At 65.6% G+C, this 18,654-nt stretch carries 15 protein-coding genes; 12 read left to right on the forward strand and 3 right to left on the reverse strand.

Annotation, left to right across the window (positions count from 1 at the left end; genetic code table 11):
• Positions 1-40 precede the first annotated feature (40 nt).
• Positions 41-3,532 (forward strand): indolepyruvate ferredoxin oxidoreductase family protein, encoded by a 3,492-nt coding sequence (locus QX070_RS14245; protein ID WP_315737636.1) that lies wholly within the window; start codon positions 41-43, stop codon positions 3,530-3,532.
• Between the two features lie 534 nt (positions 3,533-4,066).
• Positions 4,067-4,546: a hypothetical protein gene (locus tag QX070_RS14250; RefSeq protein ID WP_315737637.1), complete on the forward strand. Its 480-nt coding sequence runs from the start codon at positions 4,067-4,069 to the stop codon at positions 4,544-4,546.
• A 38-nt stretch (positions 4,547-4,584) separates the two neighbouring features.
• Here QX070_RS14250 and QX070_RS14255 read toward each other — a convergent pair whose 3' ends face one another.
• Both QX070_RS14255 and QX070_RS14260 read right to left on the reverse strand, forming a co-directional pair.
• Complete coding sequence (locus QX070_RS14255; RefSeq protein ID WP_315737734.1) at positions 4,585-5,562, reverse strand: sensor histidine kinase; 978 nt, start codon at positions 5,560-5,562, stop codon at positions 4,585-4,587.
• A gap of 112 nt (positions 5,563-5,674) precedes the next feature.
• A complete protein-coding gene (locus QX070_RS14260) occupies positions 5,675-6,727 on the reverse strand; it encodes an alpha/beta hydrolase (RefSeq protein WP_315737638.1) in 1,053 nt (350 codons plus the stop codon).
• 182 nt (positions 6,728-6,909) lie between these two features.
• Here QX070_RS14260 and QX070_RS14265 point away from each other — a divergent pair, with 182 nt between their 5' ends.
• The 9 genes from QX070_RS14265 (at position 6,910) to QX070_RS14305 (ending at position 17,219) form a co-directional block, all read left to right on the forward strand.
• Positions 6,910-7,413, forward strand: coding sequence for a DUF4262 domain-containing protein (locus tag QX070_RS14265; protein ID WP_315737639.1), 504 nt, complete (start codon positions 6,910-6,912; stop codon positions 7,411-7,413).
• An 819-nt stretch (positions 7,414-8,232) separates the two neighbouring features.
• Complete coding sequence (locus QX070_RS14270; protein ID WP_315737640.1) at positions 8,233-9,381, forward strand: thiolase domain-containing protein; 1,149 nt, start codon at positions 8,233-8,235, stop codon at positions 9,379-9,381.
• A complete protein-coding gene (locus tag QX070_RS14275) occupies positions 9,381-9,770 on the forward strand; it encodes a Zn-ribbon domain-containing OB-fold protein (RefSeq protein WP_315737641.1) in 390 nt (129 codons plus the stop codon). Before QX070_RS14270 ends, QX070_RS14275 begins: the two co-directional genes overlap by 1 nt.
• A 331-nt stretch (positions 9,771-10,101) precedes the next feature.
• A complete protein-coding gene (locus QX070_RS14280) occupies positions 10,102-10,962 on the forward strand; it encodes a MaoC family dehydratase (RefSeq protein WP_315737642.1) in 861 nt (286 codons plus the stop codon).
• Between the two features lie 140 nt (positions 10,963-11,102).
• The gene (locus QX070_RS14285; RefSeq protein ID WP_315737643.1) at positions 11,103-11,981 is read left to right on the forward strand and encodes an SDR family oxidoreductase; all 879 of its coding nucleotides are present in this window, start codon (positions 11,103-11,105) and stop codon (positions 11,979-11,981) included.
• 76 nt (positions 11,982-12,057) lie between these two features.
• Positions 12,058-13,011: a dihydrodipicolinate synthase family protein gene (locus tag QX070_RS14290; protein WP_315737644.1), complete on the forward strand. Its 954-nt coding sequence runs from the start codon at positions 12,058-12,060 to the stop codon at positions 13,009-13,011.
• A gap of 2 nt (positions 13,012-13,013) precedes the next feature.
• The gene (locus tag QX070_RS14295) at positions 13,014-13,817 is read left to right on the forward strand and encodes an NUDIX hydrolase (RefSeq protein WP_315737645.1); all 804 of its coding nucleotides are present in this window, start codon (positions 13,014-13,016) and stop codon (positions 13,815-13,817) included.
• Positions 13,818-13,930: 113 nt separating this feature from the next.
• A complete protein-coding gene (locus QX070_RS14300; RefSeq protein WP_315737646.1) occupies positions 13,931-16,612 on the forward strand; it encodes a PAS domain-containing protein in 2,682 nt (893 codons plus the stop codon).
• A 145-nt stretch (positions 16,613-16,757) separates the two neighbouring features.
• Positions 16,758-17,219: a hypothetical protein gene (locus QX070_RS14305; RefSeq protein WP_409998103.1), complete on the forward strand. Its 462-nt coding sequence runs from the start codon at positions 16,758-16,760 to the stop codon at positions 17,217-17,219.
• A 16-nt stretch (positions 17,220-17,235) separates the two neighbouring features.
• Here the strand turns inward: QX070_RS14305 and QX070_RS14310 are convergent, their stop codons facing one another.
• A complete protein-coding gene (locus QX070_RS14310) occupies positions 17,236-17,619 on the reverse strand; it encodes a VOC family protein (RefSeq protein WP_315737647.1) in 384 nt (127 codons plus the stop codon).
• 222 nt (positions 17,620-17,841) lie between these two features.
• Here QX070_RS14310 and QX070_RS14315 point away from each other — a divergent pair, with 222 nt between their 5' ends.
• Positions 17,842-18,546, forward strand: a complete 705-nt coding sequence (locus tag QX070_RS14315) for a hypothetical protein (RefSeq protein WP_315737648.1) — start codon at positions 17,842-17,844, stop codon at positions 18,544-18,546.
• Positions 18,547-18,654: the final 108 nt, after the last annotated feature.

Consider the following 18,654-nt stretch of genomic DNA (forward strand, 5'->3'; position numbering starts at 1 on the left):
GGCAGCCGCGCACCCCGACAAGGCACGGCAAGAGGGCGGAATGGGACTCAACGAGAGCGAGATCAATCTCGACCAGAAATACACCGCAAGCTCCGGCCACATCTTCCTGACCGGCATCCAGGCGCTGGTGCGGCTGCCGATGGCCCAGATCCGGCGCGACCGCGCCGCCGGCCTCAACACCGCCGGTTTCATCTCCGGCTATCGCGGCTCGCCGCTCGGCGGCTACGACCAGCAGCTGTTCTCCGCCCGCAAGCATCTCGAGCAGTACAACATCAAGTTCCAGCCCGGCGTGAACGAGGACCTCGCGGCGACCGCGATCTGGGGTTCGCAGCAGCTCGCACTGTCGCCCGGCGGCAGGTATGACGGCGTCGTCGGCATCTGGTACGGCAAGGGCCCCGGCGTCGACCGCTGCGGCGACGTGTTTCGCCACGGCAATGCGGCCGGCTCCGCCAAGAACGGCGGCGTGCTCTGTCTCGCCGGCGACGACCACGGCGCCAAATCCTCGACCGTGCCGCATCAGTCCGACCATGCCTTCATCTCGGCGCTGATGCCCTATCTCTACCCGTCCTCGATCCACGAGATGATCGAGATGGGCCTGCTCGGCATTGCGATGTCGCGCTATTCCGGCTGCTGGGTCGGCATGAAGGTGATCACCGAGACGGTGGAGACCACCGCCGAGATCAACCTCAACGACGAGATGACGCCGTTCGTCATCCCCGCCGATTTCGAGATGCCGCCGGGCGGCCTCAATCTGCGCTGGCCGGATGACCGCTTCGAGCAGGACCGGCGGCTGCAGGACTACAAGGGCTTTGCCGCGATCGCCTTTGCCCGCGCCAACAAGGTCAACCGCATCACGATGGACTCACCGAACGCCCGCTACGGCATCATGGCGTCGGGCAAGAGCTACGAGGACATCCGCCAGGCGCTACGCGAGCTCGGGATCACCGAGGAGGTCGCCGCCAGGATCGGGCTTCGCCTCTACAAGATCGGCATGCCCTGGCCACTGGAGCCGGAAGGCGTGCGGCAGTTCGCGGTCGGCCTCGAGGAGATCTTCATCATCGAGGAGCGTCGCGAGATCGTCGAGAACCAGGTCAAGCAGGAGCTGTTCAACTGGCGCGACGACGTCCGCCCGCGCATCGTCGGCAAGATGGACGACCACGACAAGCGCTTCCTGCCGTTTGCCACCGAGCTCTCCGTCGCCTCGCTCGCGACATCGCTCACCGAGCGTCTTCTCCGCCTCGACCTCAACCCCGAGATCAAGGCGATGCTGCGCGCCAAGGCCGACTGGTTCAACGGCCGCGACGCCTCGCAGATGCAGCTGATCTCGCCGGTGGCGCGCACGCCGTATTTCTGCTCGGGCTGCCCGCACAACACCTCGACCAAGGTGCCCGAGGGCAGCCGCGCGCTCGCCGGCATCGGCTGCCACTTCATGTCGTTGTGGATGAACCGCAACACCGAGACCTTCACCCATATGGGCGGCGAGGGCGTGCCATGGGTCGGCATCGCACCGTTCACCGACGAGAAGCACATCTTCGCCAATCTCGGCGACGGTACCTATTTCCACTCCGGCAGCCTCGCGATCCGCCAGTCGATCGCCTCCAAGGCCAACATCACCTACAAGATCCTCTACAACGACGCGGTCGCGATGACCGGCGGCCAGCGCCATGACGGCGATTTGTCGCCGCAGCAGATCACCTTCCAGCTCCATGCCGAGGGCATCCGCGAGATCTATCTGGTCTCGGAAAATCCCGACGCCTATCCGGCCGACAGCATCGCGCCCGGCGTCAAGCTGGCGCATCGCGACGAGCTCGAGAACGTCATGAAGACGCTGCGCGAGACCAAGGGCGCCTCGGCGATCGTGTTCGTGCAGACCTGCGCCGCCGAGAAGCGCCGCCGCCGCAAACGTGGCACGATGGAGGACCCGCAGCGCCGCGTGTTCATCAATCCGGCCGTCTGCGAAGGCTGCGGCGACTGCTCGGTGCAGTCGAACTGCATCTCGGTCGAGCCGCTGGAGACTGAGCTCGGGCGCAAGCGCGTCATCAACCAGTCCTCCTGCAACAAGGACTATTCCTGCGTGAAGGGCTTCTGCCCGTCCTTCGTCACGATCGACGGCGGCAAGCCGCGCAGCCGCGCCCCAGCCGAACTCGGCGACATCGGCGTGATGCCGGAGCCCCTGACCAAGCCGTCGCTGGAGCGGCCCTACAACGTCGCGGTCGGCGGCGTCGGCGGCACCGGCGTGCTGACGATCGGCGCGCTGCTCGGCATGGCCGCCCATATCGAGGGCAAGGCCTCGATGATCCTCGACATGTCCGGCCTCGCGCAGAAGGGCGGCGCGGTGCTCAGCCACGTGCGCCTGTCGGAGAACACCGCCGACGTGACCTGCTCGCGCATCGTCACGGGCACCGCCGATCTCGTCATCGCCGCCGACGAGGTGGTGGCGGGCGCCAAGGAGACGATCACGCTGTGCGACAGCGCGCGCACCCATGGCGTCATCAACAGCCATCTGATCCCGACCGCCGATTTCGTGCTCAACCGCGACTTCAACTTCCAGAACCGCAAGGTGACGAGCCTGCTGGAAACGGCGCTGCACAAGGACTCGAGCTTCCTCGATTTCACCAAGCCGGCCGAGGCGCTGCTCGGCGACAGCATCGCCACCAACATGATGATGATGGGGTATGCCTATCAGAAGGGCCTTCTGCCGCTGTCGGCGGAGGCGATCGAGAAGGCGATCGCGATCAACGGCGTCGCGATCAAGATGAACACCGAGGCGTTCCGGCTCGGCCGCCTCGCGGTGGTCAACCCGGAGCGGCTCGCCGACATGATGACCGGCAAGGACGAGACGGTGCCGCCGAAGTCGCTCGAGGCGATGACGCTCGACGAGATCATCGCCCATCGCATGGCCTTGCTCACCGGCTATCAGAATGCGCGGCTCGCCAAGCGCTACCGCAAGCTGGTCGATCAGGTGCGAGAGGCCGCCGACAAGGGCGGGTACGGCGAGGCGCTGCCGCGCGCAGTGGCGATCAATTATGCCAAGCTGCTCGCCTACAAGGACGAGTACGAGGTGGCGCGGTTGTTCTCCGACGGCACGTTCGAGAAGCAGCTCCATGACGCGTTCGAGGGCGACTACAAGATCAGCTTCAACCTCGCGCCGCCCATCCTCAATTCCGGCCTCGATCCGCAAGGGAGGCCGAAGAAGCGCAGCTTCGGCCCGGGCATGATGAAGCTGTTCCGGCTGCTGGCGAAGCTCAAGGGCCTGCGCGGCACGCCGCTCGACATCTTCGGCTATGCGGCCGAGCGCCGGATGGAGCGCGACCTGATCGCGGGCTATGAGAAGGACGTCGCGACGGTGCTGAACTTGTTGTCGCCGGCCAATGCCGAGATCGCCGTCGAGCTGCTGTCGCTGCCCGACAAGATCCGCGGCTACGGCCCCGTCAAGGAGAAGGCGGTGAATGACGCGAAAGTGCGTTATGCGCAACTCGCCGCCGACCTCGCCAGCCCGCCGCCGGCGCCACGGCAGATGGCGGCGGAGTAGGCACTCCAGGCGACGTGCCGTAGGGTGGGCAAAGGCGCGCGAGCGCCGTGCCCACCATCATGCGATCTGTATACCTCTCGTCATTCCGGGGCGCTCGTGCGCGCCTGCGCGAGCCGGGAATCCATAACCACAGACGGGATCATTGCGCGAGATTTTCGCTTTCGTCGTCGCAGCGGCCCGTCGTGGCTCTGGAACCCGCGCTCAGCTCTCACGTCAAATGGCTCCGCTATTTTGTCGAGCGGTCTGCCCCGGAATGACGCCTGGGAGTGTGTCGTGCGCTCACACCACCGTCATTGCGAGCGTAGCGAAGCAATCTAGCGTCCTTGCCCAACTCTGGATGACTCCCGTTCACCCACTCGTGCGGATGTCGCATAAATCTGCCGTATTCACTACATGTTGCTATATGCATGGAGGCGTCGATAGGGGTGATCCATGCGAGTTCTGGTTTTCTTGTTCGCGGCTATCGCGGCGATATCGACCTCGAGCCACGCCGAGGTCATGTCCTGGCGTGGCGTGGGGCCGGTCGACCTGGGCATGACCGTTGCCGAGGCCGAGCGTGCGTTGAACGCAAAGCTTGGTCCGATGGAGCCGCCGTACACGAAGGAGTGCTATGTCGCCAGTCGCGCCGACGGCAAGGACGAAGCGCTGTCCTACGTGATCGTCGATGGCAGGATTGCCGTGATCTACCTCTTTCTCGACGATGGGCGTCGACCAGATCCGAAGATCGTCGACGCGAACGGAGTTGGAGTGGGGTCGACGGAGGCCGACATCGCGGGTGCCTATGGAGCGACGGAGCGGACATTCGCGCCATACGAGAGCGAGGAGACCGAGGAAGACAAGGCCGAGCGGCTGAAGCAGGGTGTCACGGAGCCGCCACCCGCACCCAATCATTGGGTGATCGCCAAGAGCCCGGATGCCAAGAGAGCGATCATTTTCGAGACCCGGGATGATAAGGTGATCTACTGGAGGACGGGAATCTTGCCGGCGGTCATGTCCTGGGAGGATTGCATATAGTGCCCACGTGAACGAAGCGACACGGGCGGCCAGGGGCGTCAGTTCGCCATCCGCTCGCGGCTCATGCGCAGCGTCACGACCAGGCCTTCGGCGGACCAGTCGAAGGCGATGGTGCCGCCGAGCTGGGCGTTCATGCTGCGATGGATCAGTTTGCTGCCGAAGCCTTCGGTGGTGTCGGCCGACTTCGGCGGCCCGCCGCGCTCGGTCCACATGATCACCACTTCGTCGTCATGCGCGCTGCACGACACGTCCAGCGTGCCGCTCGAAACCGACAGCGAGCCGTATTTCGCCGAGTTGGTCGCGAGCTCGTGGATGACAAGCGCCAATGTCGTGCTCGAGCGCTCTCCGACATTCATCTTGGGCACCGACACACGGATGCGGACGCTGGCGCCTTTCTCGTCGTAGGGGGCAAGCAGCACGGAGACGAGATCGCCGAGCAGGGCCGCTTCGCTCGCCCCGCCTGGCCGTGGACGGATCAGGTCCTGGGCACGGCCCAGCGCGATCAGCCGGCTGGCGAGCTCGTGGGCCATGTCCTCCTTTGTCGCCGCCGTGCGCGACGTCATCTGCGTCAGCGCGGTGGCGATCGTCAGCAGGTTCTTGACCCGATGGCTCATCTCGCCCGCCAGCAGCTCGTTGGCTTCTTCGGCCTGCTTGCGCTGGGTCACGTCGAGGAAGATGCCGAACATCAGCCGCTCGGCGATGTCGGCGTCGTCGCCTTGGCCGCGGGCGGAAATCCAGCGGATTTCGCCATCAGCGAGAATGCGAAAATCGATCTCATACGGGCCGACGATCGCCCGCGTCGCTGAAAACGCCGATCTCACCCGTTCCAGGTCGGCCGGGTGAATGTTCCGGGACAGCACCTCGAATGTGATCCTGGTGTGGGTCTTGGAAACCTCCCACAGCTCATAGGCGCGCTCGTCCATCGTGATGGCGTCGGTGTCGACGTTCCATGACCACAAGGCGACGCCGGCCGCCTTGGTTGCGGCGCGCAGATGCTTTTCCTGCCAGATCGGCATGCGGGCTTCCTCGGCAGGCATCGTATCGGCAGGCATCGTATCCCCTCATCGCTGCTCCGCCCGGTTTGACCTCGCGTGTCCCGCATCGGCAGCCATGTCTGCGTTCCGCCGTTCAGGCAGCCGCGGCGACTTCGTCGATCGAGGACATGACCGCGTCGGTCGCCGTCTGATGCACCATGTGCCCAGCGCCGCGCACGCGGCGGAAGGTGCTCTGGCGGACGTCGTGATGAAGCCGTCTGGACTGCGCGTCGATGTCGATCAGGCGATCCTGATCGCCGGCAACGATCACGACCGGCATCTTCAGCTCACCGTACGCTCTCCTGAAGCGGAAAGCATCGGGAATCATCAGCGCGGCCTCCGCGGCGGAGGCGCGGATCTGCGACGGGCGAACCGCCATTTCCTTGGGGAAGCCGGCAAACTTCGCCGGAACCGATCGTGGGCCGAACAGCTTGGCCATCAGCAGCGGCCACATCATCCGGCTGATCAGAGGGGAGATGGTGTAGCGCAGGATATCGCCCAGCAAGGGAATGGCCGGAGCCGATCCGGCCACCACGTCGGACCGGAAGGTCGGATAGTAATAGCCGGAGGCGAGCACCATGCCCTTGACCATGGCCGGATGTTCGAGGGCGAGCGCGACGGCAACGGATGCGCCCCAGGAATGACCCAGGACGAAGGCCTCCGATACGCCCAGGCGATCGAGCGCGCTCTTGATCAGCCCGGCCTGCGCCATCGGCGTCCACACGACGTTGCGCGGCCGGTCGCTGTGGCCGAAGCCCGGCCGGTCAAACGCAATGACACGGTAGTTCTGCGCCGCCAGATCGATCAGGCCGCTGGAGGCGAAGTCCTGGATCATGCTGCCGTTGCCGTGCAGCAGCACCAGCGGCACGCCGGTGCCGCGCTCGACATAGTGCAGCCGGACGCCGTCGACGTCCATGAACTGGCCGGCGGGGGGATTGGCGCGTTCGGCCGACTTGGCGAGGCGGCGATTGACGAGCGCCGTGATGGCCAGGACGGCCGTGGCCGCCGCTGCCGCCAGCAGAAAAGGATGCGTCTTCGCCAACGACCGGCCGCGTCGCGCCACGGGCTCGAGGGACGGTGTCAGGCTGGTCAGGCGGCTGGGCGTTGAGGCGGCGAGCGCGCGCGCTGCGGTCCGGGCTGCGGTCATCATCTGCCCTCATGGAAAGGCGTGCACGACAACCGGAGGATCCGAGAAATGATGCAGCGCAGGGGTAACGGCCGGTCACGCGGTTCGTTCCGTTGCGCCGGTCGCATGGTATGAGCGCTCGTGGATGACCAGGAAGAGTATTCCGTGATATCGCGATTGATGGGATGGAGGACGCACGACCTATGTACACGGCGCTCGACGCTGATCCGGAGAAGCTCGACGACGGAGACCGGACGTTCGTTGCCAGGATTCGTCAGCACGGCTGGGCCACGACCTCTATCGCAGCGGACGATGAGGGACCGGGGTTCGCTTATACGACCGGGTTCTGGTTGAAGTTCGGTCATCCTGAGTTGATCGTTTTCTCGCTGCCCGGGCAGACCGCGCATGACACGTTCTGGCATCTGTATCGCGAGCTCCAAGCTGGACGGCGGATGCCTGTCGGCAGCGAGACGGGCGATGTCTTCGAGAATGCACCTGCCGTGCTGCTCCCGGTCGCCCAACGGCACTATCGCGATCACCTCGGGTGGAGCCGCTGGTTCTATGGCGGTGATCGTTTCGAATGTCTGCAGTTGCTCTATCCCGATCGTGATGGACACTTTCCATGGTCGCCCCAGATATCGATCGACATCCGGGCGGCCCAGCCCGATCTCACCGAGGGCAATTGGTTCGGCCTCTGCGCTCGCTAGCGGGAGCCGTCGGCAAGACTCGCGGCATGGGCGCCATGCGCAGAATGCCCGTCAGGCAGATTTATCTTTACGAAATTCAGAAATTGTGATTTGATGAGCGCATCCCGCCTCACTTCGGAGGGGCGTTGCGCGCGATCGTCACGACACGCGAGGCGGGGAGCGGTGGCCGCGACGTGCCGCAGCGTGTCCTCACGGATGCGCGGACGAACGGCATGGCGTGGACGTGAAGTCGCAGCGTGCTGACACCCCGATGCTGGTGTCCCGCACAATGTGCTTGAAGCGCATTGTGCGCATGGTGGCCAACAAGCCCGGTGCACCAGGCAGACTGCGTATAAGCGTGAAGACCATCGCGCAGGGAAGGCCGGGCGTTTTCCGGCTGCACCTGTGGTACCTGCCGCCTGCATTTTTTTCGCAGGCGGGCCGCAGGCGTCAGCCGACGCCTGGCCTTCCCTGCGCCCTCCGACTTGATGAGGGTGAGCGAGACCAGCATCACCCGGGCAGTGTCTGCCGCGGGAATGCGATGTCGTGCGTAGTTCGATATGGGCACGATCGCGCGTCATCACCGCTGTCGTCCCGGGCTTGACCCGGGACCCATATCCACAGGGAGAAGTTGTCGCGCACGCTGGTCGACCATCGCGCTTAACAACATTGGCCGGTGGGTATGGGTCCCGGGTCAAGCCCGGGACGACAGCGGAGTGAAGGGCAAGACCACGGCTCATCTCCACCTCGCGGAATATTTTCCACGCTTGCCAACCCTCATGCAACGGTCCAGAAAATCTCCAACCATTCGGGACGAAACGACGAGCAGCGGAGACGGAATTGACCATCAAGGGCAAGGCCTACATTGCCGGGATCTACGAGCATCCGACCCGGCATGCACCGGACAAATCCACGGCGCAGCTGCATGCCGAGGTCGCCAAGGGTGCGCTCGAGGATGCCGGGCTCAGCGTGCGGGATGTCGACGGCTATTTCTGCGCCGGCGATGCGCCCGGCGGCGCCTGGCCGATGGTCGACTATCTCGGCCTGAAGGTGCGGCACATCGATTCCACCGAGACCGGCGGCTGCTCCTATCTGATTCATGTCGGCCACGCCGCCGAGGCCATCGCCGCCGGCAAATGCTCCATCGCGCTGATCACCTTGGCCGGCAAGCCACGCACCGGCCCGATGCCGCCGCGCGCCGCCGGCGCAGAGGCCGATTTCGAGATGGCCTATGGCGCCACCACGCACAACGCCTATGGCATGTGCGCCATGCGCCACATGCACGACTACGGCACCACGAGTGAGCAGCTCGCCTGGATCAAGGTCGCGGCCTCGCATCACGCGCAGTACAATCCGCACGCGATGCTGAAGGAGGTCGTCACCGTCGAGGACGTCATCAACTCGCCGATGATCTCCGATCCCTTGCATCGCATGGATTGCTGCGTGGTCACCGACGGGGGCGGCGCGCTGATCGTGACCACGCCGGAGATTGCCAGGAGCCTGAAGAAGCCGCTGGTGCGCCTGATCGGCCATGGCGAGGCGATGAAGGGGCCGCGTGGCGGCAAGGACCTCGATCTCACTTATTCCGCCGGCGTGTGGTCCGGCCCGCGCGCCTTCGAGGAAGCGGGCGTAACGCCAAAGGACATCAAGTACGCCTCGATCTATGACAGCTTCACCATCACCGTGCTGATGCAGCTCGAGGATCTCGGCTTCTGCAAGAAGGGTGAGGGCGGCAAGTTTGTCGCCGACGGCAATCTCATCTCCGGTGTCGGCAAGCTGCCGTTCAACACCGATGGCGGCGGCCTGTGCAGCAACCATCCTGTCAACCGCGGTGGCATGACCAAGGTGATCGAGGCGGTGCGCCAATTGCGCGGCGAGGCACATCCCAAGGTCCAGGTGCCAAACTGCGATCTCGCGATTGCCCATGGCACCGGCGGCCTGCTCGGCGTGCGCCACGCCGCCTCGACCTGCATTCTGGAGCGCGTGTGATGTCTGAAGCGAAAAAGCTGCCGGCCCCCGTCACCAATCCCGAGACCAAGGCGTTCTGGGATGCCGCCGCCGAGGGCAAGTTCATGATCAAGCGCTGCACCGCCTGCGGCGAGGCGCATTATTTTCCGCGCTCGATCTGCCCGTTCTGCTTCTCGGACCAGACGGTGTGGGAGCAGAGCGCGGGCGAGGGCGAGATCTACACGTTCTCGATCATGCGAAAGTCGCCGACCGGCCCTTACGCGATCGGCTACGTCACGTTGAAGGAAGGCCCATCGCTGCAGACAAATTTCGTCGACTGCGATTTCGACGCGTTGAAGATTGGCCAGAAGGTGAAGGTGGTGTTCAAGCCGACCGACGGCGCCCCGTTGCCGTTCTTCACGCCGGTGTAGTTGAGGAGCAACAATGCCGGTGGACGTCATTGCGAGCGAAGCGAAGCAATCCAGGGCTATTTCCAAGACTCTGGATTGCTTCGTCGCTGCGCTCCTCGCAATGACGACCGAGTGAGTGTGGGGCAGACGTCGGCGGAGCCCTCTCCCGCCCTTGCGAAGCTCCGCTTCGCTTGGGGGAGAGGGCGCAGCAATGGGCGCCGCGCAACGACAGGCGCGTAGGGTGGGCAAAGGCGCGGAGCGCCGTGCCCACCGTTGCCAGACGAAAAGGCGGTGGGCACGCTTCGCTTTGCCCACCCTACAAGGAACGCGTTTCGGGGAGGACACCAACGATATGCCGATCAACTACGATGAGCTGATGGCGATGAAGGCGATCGGGCAGCCCTATGCCTATAGCGATCGCGAGGTGATGCTGTACGCCTATGGCATCGGCATGGGCGCCGATCCGATGGACGAGAGGGAGCTCGCCTTCGTCAACGAGGCCACCGCCGAACCGCGGCCGCTGAAGGTTGTGCCGACCTTTGCCTCCGTCGCCGCGTGGGGCTCGGGCCCTGGCGACATGAAGCTCAACCGGGTGCTGGTTGTCGACGGCGAGCGCGACATCACCTTTCACCAGCCGCTGGCGACGGCCGCGAAGATCACGGCAGACTCCTCCGTGCTCGCGGTGTCCGACAAGGGCAAGGACAAGGGCGCCGTCATTCGTCATCAGACGATCCTGCGCGACGAGAGCGGCGCGCCGTTGGCGAGCCTGGTCGCCTCCCGTTTCGCCCGGGGCGACGGCGGCTTCGGCGGCCCGTCCGGGGGCATCCCCGAGCCGCATCCGGTGCCGTCGCGCGCGCCCGATCGCAGCGTCGACATTTCCACGCGGCCGGACCAGGCGCTGATCTACCGCCTGTGCGGTGACCGCAATCCGCTGCATTCGGACCCCGAATTCGCGCGCCGCGCCGGTTTCCCGCGCCCGATCCTGCACGGCATGTGCACCTACGGTCTCACCTGCCGCGCCGTGCTGCAGACCTATGCCGACTACGATGCGTCAGCGTTCCGCCAGCACGCCGCGCGGTTCTCCTCGCCGGTGTTTCCCGGCGAGACCGTGACGGTCGATCTCTGGAAGGACGGCGACGTGATCTCGTTCGAGGCGCGGGTCACCGCGCGCAACGTCACCGTGATCAAGAACGGCAAGACGGTGCTGGGTTGATACTTGCCATGTGAGACACGTCTGTTCGTTGTCGTCATGCCCGGGCTTGACCCGGGCATCCATCCGCTTCCGAAGATGGATGGCCGGGTCAAGCCCGGCCATGACGAACAAGAGCAAAGAAGACAGCGGAGGAGGCACACATGGGACTGCTCGACGGCAAGGTGGCGCTGATCACCGGCGCAGGTGGCGGTCTCGGCGAGGCCTACGCAAGACTGTTCGCGCGCGAGGGCGCGGCGGTCGTCGTCAACGACCTTGGTGGGCCGCGCGACGGCTCCGGTTCGGACCTGTCGATGGCCGAGCAGGTGGTTGCCGCGATCGAGGCCGAGGGCGGGCGCGCGGTCGCCAACGGCGCCGACATCTCGACCATGGCCGGTGGGCAATCGGTGTTCGACGACGCCATCCGCCATTTCGGCCGCGCCGACATCCTCATCAACAATGCCGGCATCCTGCGCGACCAGACCTTCGCCAAGTCGAGCGAGGCCGACTGGGACAAGGTGATCCAGGTGCACCTCAAGGGCACGTTCTGCTGCACCTTGCCGGTGTTCCGCTGGATGCGCGACAACGGCGGCGGCGTCATCGTCAACACCTCCTCGACCTCGGGCCTGATCGGCAATTTCGGCCAGTCCAACTACGGCGCCGCCAAGGGCGGTATCTGGGGCCTGTCCAACGTGCTGGCGATCGAGGGCCGCAAGTACAACATCCGGGTGTGGACACTCGCGCCGGGCGCGCTGACCCGCATGACCGCGGACCTGCCGCGCTACAAGGAGAACCCGGACGCGGCGTTGACACCCGAGGGCATCGCGCCGGCGGTGCTCTACATGGTCAGCGGTCTGTCCGGCGACCAGACCGGCAAGGTGCTCGGCGTCTCCGCCGCGCGCGGCGTCCGTGAGATGCGGATGATGGAGATGGAGGGCTGGAAGCCACCGTCCTCGGCTTGGAACGCCCAGGACATCGCCGCGCACGCAGAGGAGATATTCTTTTCGAAGGCCGATATAGCCAAGTCCGCACGGCGGTTTTGATGTATTCAGGGCGTCATTTCGGACATGCCGCCTCGGCGCATCCCGAAATGACGCCAGAGAGATTGGAGACCAGACGATGAAGCTCACCGCTGCCGCCAAAGGCACCTTCGCGATTGCGCCGACGCCGTTCCTTGATGACGGCCGCATCGACGAGGCCTCGATCGACCGCCTGGTCGATTTCTATGCCGCGGCCGGCTGTGACGGCATCACCGTGCTGGGCATCATGGGCGAGGCGCCGAAGCTGGATGCGGCTGAATCCGCCGAGGTCGCGATCCGCTTCATCAAGCGCGCGAGAAACATGCAGATCATCGTCGGAGTCTCGTCGCCGGGCTTTGCCACCATGCGCGCGCTGGCCCGCGCCACCATGGATGCTGGCGCCGCTGGCGTGATGATCGCGCCGCCGCCGTCGCTCCGCACCGACGATCAGATCACGGGCTATTTCAAGCAGGCGCAGGAAGCCATCGGCGAGGACATTCCCTGGGTGCTGCAGGATTACCCGCTGACGCTGAGCGTCCAGTTCACGCCGGCTGTGATCCGCAAGATCGTCATGGACAGCCCCTCCTGCGTGATGCTCAAGCATGAGGACTGGCCGGGCCTGGAGAAGATCTCGACGCTGCGCGCGTTCCAGAAGGATGGCTCGCTGCGGCCGCTGTCGATCCTGTGCGGCAATGGCGGCCTGTTCCTCGACTTCGAGATGGAGCGCGGCGCCGACGGCGCCATGACCGGCTATGCCTTCCCGGAAATGCTGGTCGATGTCGTCAAGCTGTCGCAGGCCGGAAAACGCGATGCCGCGCATGACCTGTTCGACGCGCATCTGCCGCTCGTGCGCTACGAGCAGCAGCCGGGGGCGGGGCTTGCCGTGCGCAAATACGTGCTGCAGAAGCGCGGCGCGATCGCCTCCAGCGCGCAGCGCAAGCCGGCCTCCGGCATCACGGCCGCGGCCAAGGCCGAGGTCGACTATCTCTTGTCGCGCGTGGCGCGCTATGATGCCCGCGCCAACCTGCAACCTCGTGCCACCGCCGCGGAGTGACTATGGCTGACGCCGCCGCCGTCCGTCCCGCCTCGACCGTGCTGCTGCTGCGCGACAGCGCAGCCGCACGCGAGATCGAGGTGTTCATGATGGTGCGTCACCATCAGATTGAGTTCAACTCGGGCGCCCTGGTGTTTCCTGGCGGCAGCGTCGACAGAGGCGATCAGGAGATCGCCGGCAGGCCGGAGCTCTATGCCGGCGATGAGGGCCTGGAGGCCGAGGCGCTCGGCTTCCGCATCGCCGGGGTGCGCGAAACGTTCGAGGAGAGCGGCATCCTGCTGGCGCGGCCGGGCCGATCGGACGCGCTGATCGATGCCGCTGCCGCCCGAGAGATCGAGGCTGCGCATCGTCTGGCGCTGTGCGAGGGCAAGATCAGCTTTTTCCAGGTCCTCGAAGCTCACGGCCTCGTGCTCGCGCTCGATGCGCTCGTTCCCTACGCCCATTGGATCACGCCCGAAGGCATGCCCAAGCGCTTCGACACCTGGTTCTTTCTGGCGGCGGCGCCGCCGGACCAGCTCGGCGCCCATGACGGCCGGGAATCGACCGACTCCGTCTGGGTCTCGCCGCGCGAGGCGCTGGCCGGCGGCGAGGATGGCCGCTTCAAGCTGCCGTTCCCGACCACGCGCAACCTGATCCGGCTCGGCAAGCAGCCCGCGGTGGCCGACGCCCTGGCGGCGGCGCGGAACATGGACGTCGTCACCGTGATGCCGGTCATGACCAAGACCGCCGAGGGCGGTCGCCAGCTGCGCATTCCGCGCGAGGCGGGCTATGATGGCGAGGTGTTCGAGTTCGGTGCGGCCGGTTAACCGCACAGGCTATTTTTCGTCCGGCGGATGATGCGCGGACGAGAATTGTTCTCTATATGTTCATTTGGCCGCCCGGCGGCTCGTATATAGTGCGGTTCCGACCATCGGATCCCATGAGTAGATTACCGGACCTCGACACGGCCTGCAGCAGCCTCCGATCGATGACGATCGGGCGGATGATCTTTGGCAGCTTTTTGCTGCTGCTTGCCGTGATCACCGCGACCAGCATGGCGAGCGTGATCGCCATCCGCCACATCGATTCGACCTTTGCCGAGTTGCAGCGGCTGCAGGGCGTCGGCGATCTCGCCGAGGAGATCGACCAGCGCATGAACGAGCTGCGGCTCGCGGCGCGCGATTTCGTCACCGACCCCGGCTCCCGCTCCGACCGTGCCATGGAGGCGGCGACCGAGCTCAGCGCGCTCCTGAAGAAGACGCGCCTGCAGCTCGCACCGGAGCAGCAGGCGACCATCGATGGCGTTGCCCAGCGGCTCGCCAATTACCGCGAAGGCATCGACCGCATCAGCGCGCTGATCGCCCGGCGTGCCGAGCTGCTGTCGGGTTTGCCGGCGGCGCGCGAGAGCTTCGAAGACGCCATCGCCGGCCTGACGGATCGCGCCACGGCGCGAGCCTTGTTCCAAGTGCAGAACCAGGTCGGCGCGGCGCTGCTGGCGCGCGACCCGGCTGGCGCCGAGCAGGCCGCCCGCAGCATGCGCGCAATGCCGATCGAGGACAGCGCCCTGCGCGCGGCAGCGGACCGCTACGCCGAGGCGATCATCGCCATTGCCGGCACCGAGGACGAGATCGCACGCCTCGACAAGGAGGTGCTGGGCATCGAGGGGCGGCTGATCGGCCGGGTCACGGAGCTGCTGCGCGCCTTGAGTGCCAGCCAGGGCAAGGTGCTGTCGCGCGACTTCGCCCGCACGCTGGCGGAGACGAAATGGCAGAGCATCATCTTCGGCACGGCGGGCGTTCTGATCGGCATCTTTGCTGCCTCGTTCGTGGTGCGCCGCACGGTGAAGCCGCTGGCCTCGATCGCACGCTCGATCCGGGCGCTGGCGGCGGGCGAAAAAGCGGCGTCGATCCCGCAGACCGACGTTCAGAACGAGATCGGCGATATCGCGCGGGCGGCAGAAGTCTTTCGGCAGACTTTGCAGGATGCCGACGCGGCGCGCGAGGCGGCCGTCCGCGCGCTGGCCGAGCAGCGGCTGGCCGAGGAGAGCTATCGCAAGCTGTTCGAAGCTTCGATCGACGGCATCTATGTCACCACACCGAGTGGTCTCGTGCTCAATGCCAATCCGGCGCTCGCGCGCATCATGGGCTACGAATCCGCGAGCGAGCTGATCCAGAGCGTCAACGACATCGCGGATACGATCTATGTCCATCCCCTGGCGCGCGAACGCTATCAGCGGCTGATGCGGCGCGACGGCATGGTGCGCGAGTTCGAATACCAGGTGCGCCGGCGCACCGGTGAGATCCGCTGGCTTTCGGACAGCGCCACGGTGGTGCGGGATGAGAACGGCGAGGTAATTCGCTACGAAGGCGTGGTCCGCGACATCACGGATCAGAAGCGCGCCGAGGACGCAATCGCGGAAGGCCGGCGATTGCTGCAGCAGGTCATCGACACCGTGCCGGCGGTGATCAACGTCAAGGATAGCGAGCTACGCTATGTCCTGATGAACCGCTACATGGCCGGCATCTTCAACGTCGAGCCCGAGGATGCGCTCGGCCGCACCACGGGCGAGCTGATGTCGCGCTACGGTGCGAACAAGACGGACTCGAACGACAAGCGCGTGCTGGCGACGAAGGCCGGCCTCGGGTTCTACGAGGAGGAATACCTCGATTCTTGCAACGTCATGCGGCAATGGCTGGTCAACAAGCTGCCGCTTCTCGACGCCGACGGCGAGGTCGACAAGATCGTCACCGTGGCGCTCGACATTGGAGAGCGCAAGAAGAGCGAATTGGAGATGCGCAAGGCCAAGGAGGCCGCCGAGACGGCGCTCCGGAACCTGCGCGAGACCCAGGCCTCGCTGATCGAAGCCGAGAAGCTCGCGGCGCTCGGGCGCATGGTCGCCGGCGTTGCCCATGAGGTCAACAACCCCGTCGGCATCAGCCTCACGGTCGCCTCCGCGCTCGAGCGCAAGACCGAGCGCTTCAGCGAGGCGGTCACGCGGGGCGAACTGCGGCGGTCGAGCCTCAACGAGTTCATCGAGATGAGCCGCAGTGCGGCTGGGCAGCTCGTCGCAAATCTCAATCGCGCGGCCGAGCTGATCCAGTCGTTCAAGCAGGTCGCAGCGGACCGCAACTACTCCGACAAGCGCACCTTCGATCTCGCCGACCTCACCGAGCAGGTGGTGATGAGTCTGCGCCCGGGCGTGCGCAGACAGAACCTGACGGTGAATGTGGATTGCCAGCCCGATCTGGTGATGAACAGCTACCCCGGGCCTTATGGGCAGGTTCTGACCAATCTCTTCCTCAATGCGGTCGCGCACGCGTTTCCGGACGGCAGGAGCGGTGTGATCGAAATCAGGGCGCGGGAGTCCGGGCGCGACAATGTTGAGATCATCTTTTCCGACAATGGCTGCGGCATGTCGCTCGACGTCCGCCGCCGCGCCTTCGATCCTTTTTTCACGACGCGCCGCGACCAGGGCGGCACCGGCCTCGGCCTGCACATCGTGTACAGCATCGTGACCAACCGGCTCGGCGGCCGGCTTGATCTCGACTCCGAGCCGGGCGCCGGCACGCGCGTCCAGATCATTCTGCCGCGGGTCGCGCCTCTCGAGCAGGCGGCCGAGTAGGGAGATCCGCAATGCGCGGGGATGCCGCGCCGCTGCGTGAAACTCCGGATTGACTCTCACGAAGCCGAGATCGAATCGAAATCTGGCCCAGTTGATGCATCATTATCCGTGCACCCTGGGGTGGTGCAGGAGCCAGATGGACCAGATGGAAATGAGCAAATGGATCGTGTCCCGCGGCCATGAGCCGCATCGAGCTGATCGTGCCGACATCAGCAACACGGGTTCGAGGCGACCGGCGGTCGCTCCATGGAAGCCGCCTATCCAGGTCGGCGGTGCGGCGCTGCTGATCGCACTCGCCGCGCCACCGTCACTGGCGCGTGATCGCGGCCAGTATGCGAACTCGTCGCCGGAGATCAAGGCATGGTTCGACGGCCTGCGCAGCGGCAAGGGCCCGTGCTGCTCGGATGCCGACGGCAGCGCCGTCAGCGATGTCGACTGGGAGAGCAGGGGCGGTCACTACCGCGTCCGCATCGAGGGGGAATGGCTCGACGTTCCCGACGAGGCGGTCATCACCGAGCCCAACCGCGTCGGGCGCACCATGGTGTGGCCGATGCGCGGCTATCAGGGCCTCTCGATCCGCTGCTTCATGCCGGGCAGCATGACGTAGACGAGCGGGGCGGCGCTCAGACGTATTTCTTGTCGCGCTCCAGGAGCTCGATGGAAATGCCCTGGGGCCCGCGGATGAAGCAGATGCGAACACCGGGGCGGATCGTGGTCGGCTCGGTCGTGAAGGTGACGCCCTTGGCCTTGAGCTCGGCGGCCGCGGCGTCAATGTCCTTCACGGTGAGGCCGAAATGATCGAGGCCCTGGTGCGGGGGCACCGGCGGCTCGTTCACTCCGTCGCCCGGCTCGACCTTGGCGATGAACACGCTGGCGCCGCCGAGCTTGACGTCGATGCGGCCGGGATTGCGGACGATCTCGCCGCCGAGAATGTCGTGAAGCCAGTTGGCGGTGGCTTCCGGGTCAGGGCTGCGCAGATGGATATGGTCCCACGTGACATTCAACATCGTCGAGATCTTTCGAAAGAGTGAACCGCTTGCGGCGCGGCGGCGTTCCTTGAGGCGTCGGCAGCGGAGCGGATGTTTACCGGCCCGTCGCCGGCCGCGCCAGCCCGGCTGCCCGACCGGTATCCGGGCCTGCCCTCCAATTGTCGGCTTTGCATGCAACCCTATCGATGTTTGCCGATTGAAGCTTCCAGATGCCCCCGCCGGGCAGCCGATGGTGCAGACATGAGCGCGGGTCTCTCTCGTTTGCTGGGACGCAAGCCCGATGCCGCGGCGTCGCTGGCCGTGCGCCGAAGCGGCGGAGCGTCCATCCCTTTGGGAGCCGCCGTGTCGGGGTTGGCGATCCTCGCGCTGATCATGTTCGGCGCAGTCGGGTGGCTGATCATGTCGGTCGAAGAGGAGGAGATGGCCGACCTCCGCCTTGCGCAAGTCACATCGGCCTCCCCGAGCGGCCGGTATGAAGGAGATGAAGACGGGACGGAGCCATCGCATGGGCTCTCGTCCGTGGTGCCCAGTCTGGGGTCCAATGCGCACCCCGATTCGTCCGCGGTCGTCGGCTCCGGCCGGAACGTCATGGACGCGCATGCCAGTCTGTCGCCGACGATGCTACCTGCGTCATCCACTGCGCTCGACCCGGCCGCTCTGTCCGGCCTGCGGATCAGTTCCCAGTCCTGGCGGCGCGGCGGGCTTGGATCGAAGGCGCTGGTGACCTTCACGCTACGGAATGCCAACAGTTTCGCAGTCAAGGACGTCGAAATCAGCTGCGCCTTCAGCCGGCGCGACGGCAGTCACGTCACCGACCGCCGACGGATCGTGCCCGGCCAAGTCGGGTCGCGCGGCCGCAAGACCTTCGCGGCGGTCCATGTCGGATTCGTCAACGTTAACGTCAGCGCGGCCAAATGCGCGCTGGTTGCAGCGACCAAAATCTAATTATGTCGCGCTAGTCTCCCACGGTCTTTGAACCCGAGCGTTCGACGCGGGAACATACTGTCATGATCCTCCGTTAGGTGGATGTCGGCGCAGGTGCCGACGGAGCGG

The organism is Bradyrhizobium sp. SZCCHNR1093, from assembly GCF_032381175.1.
Classification (GTDB): domain Bacteria; phylum Pseudomonadota; class Alphaproteobacteria; order Rhizobiales; family Xanthobacteraceae; genus Bradyrhizobium.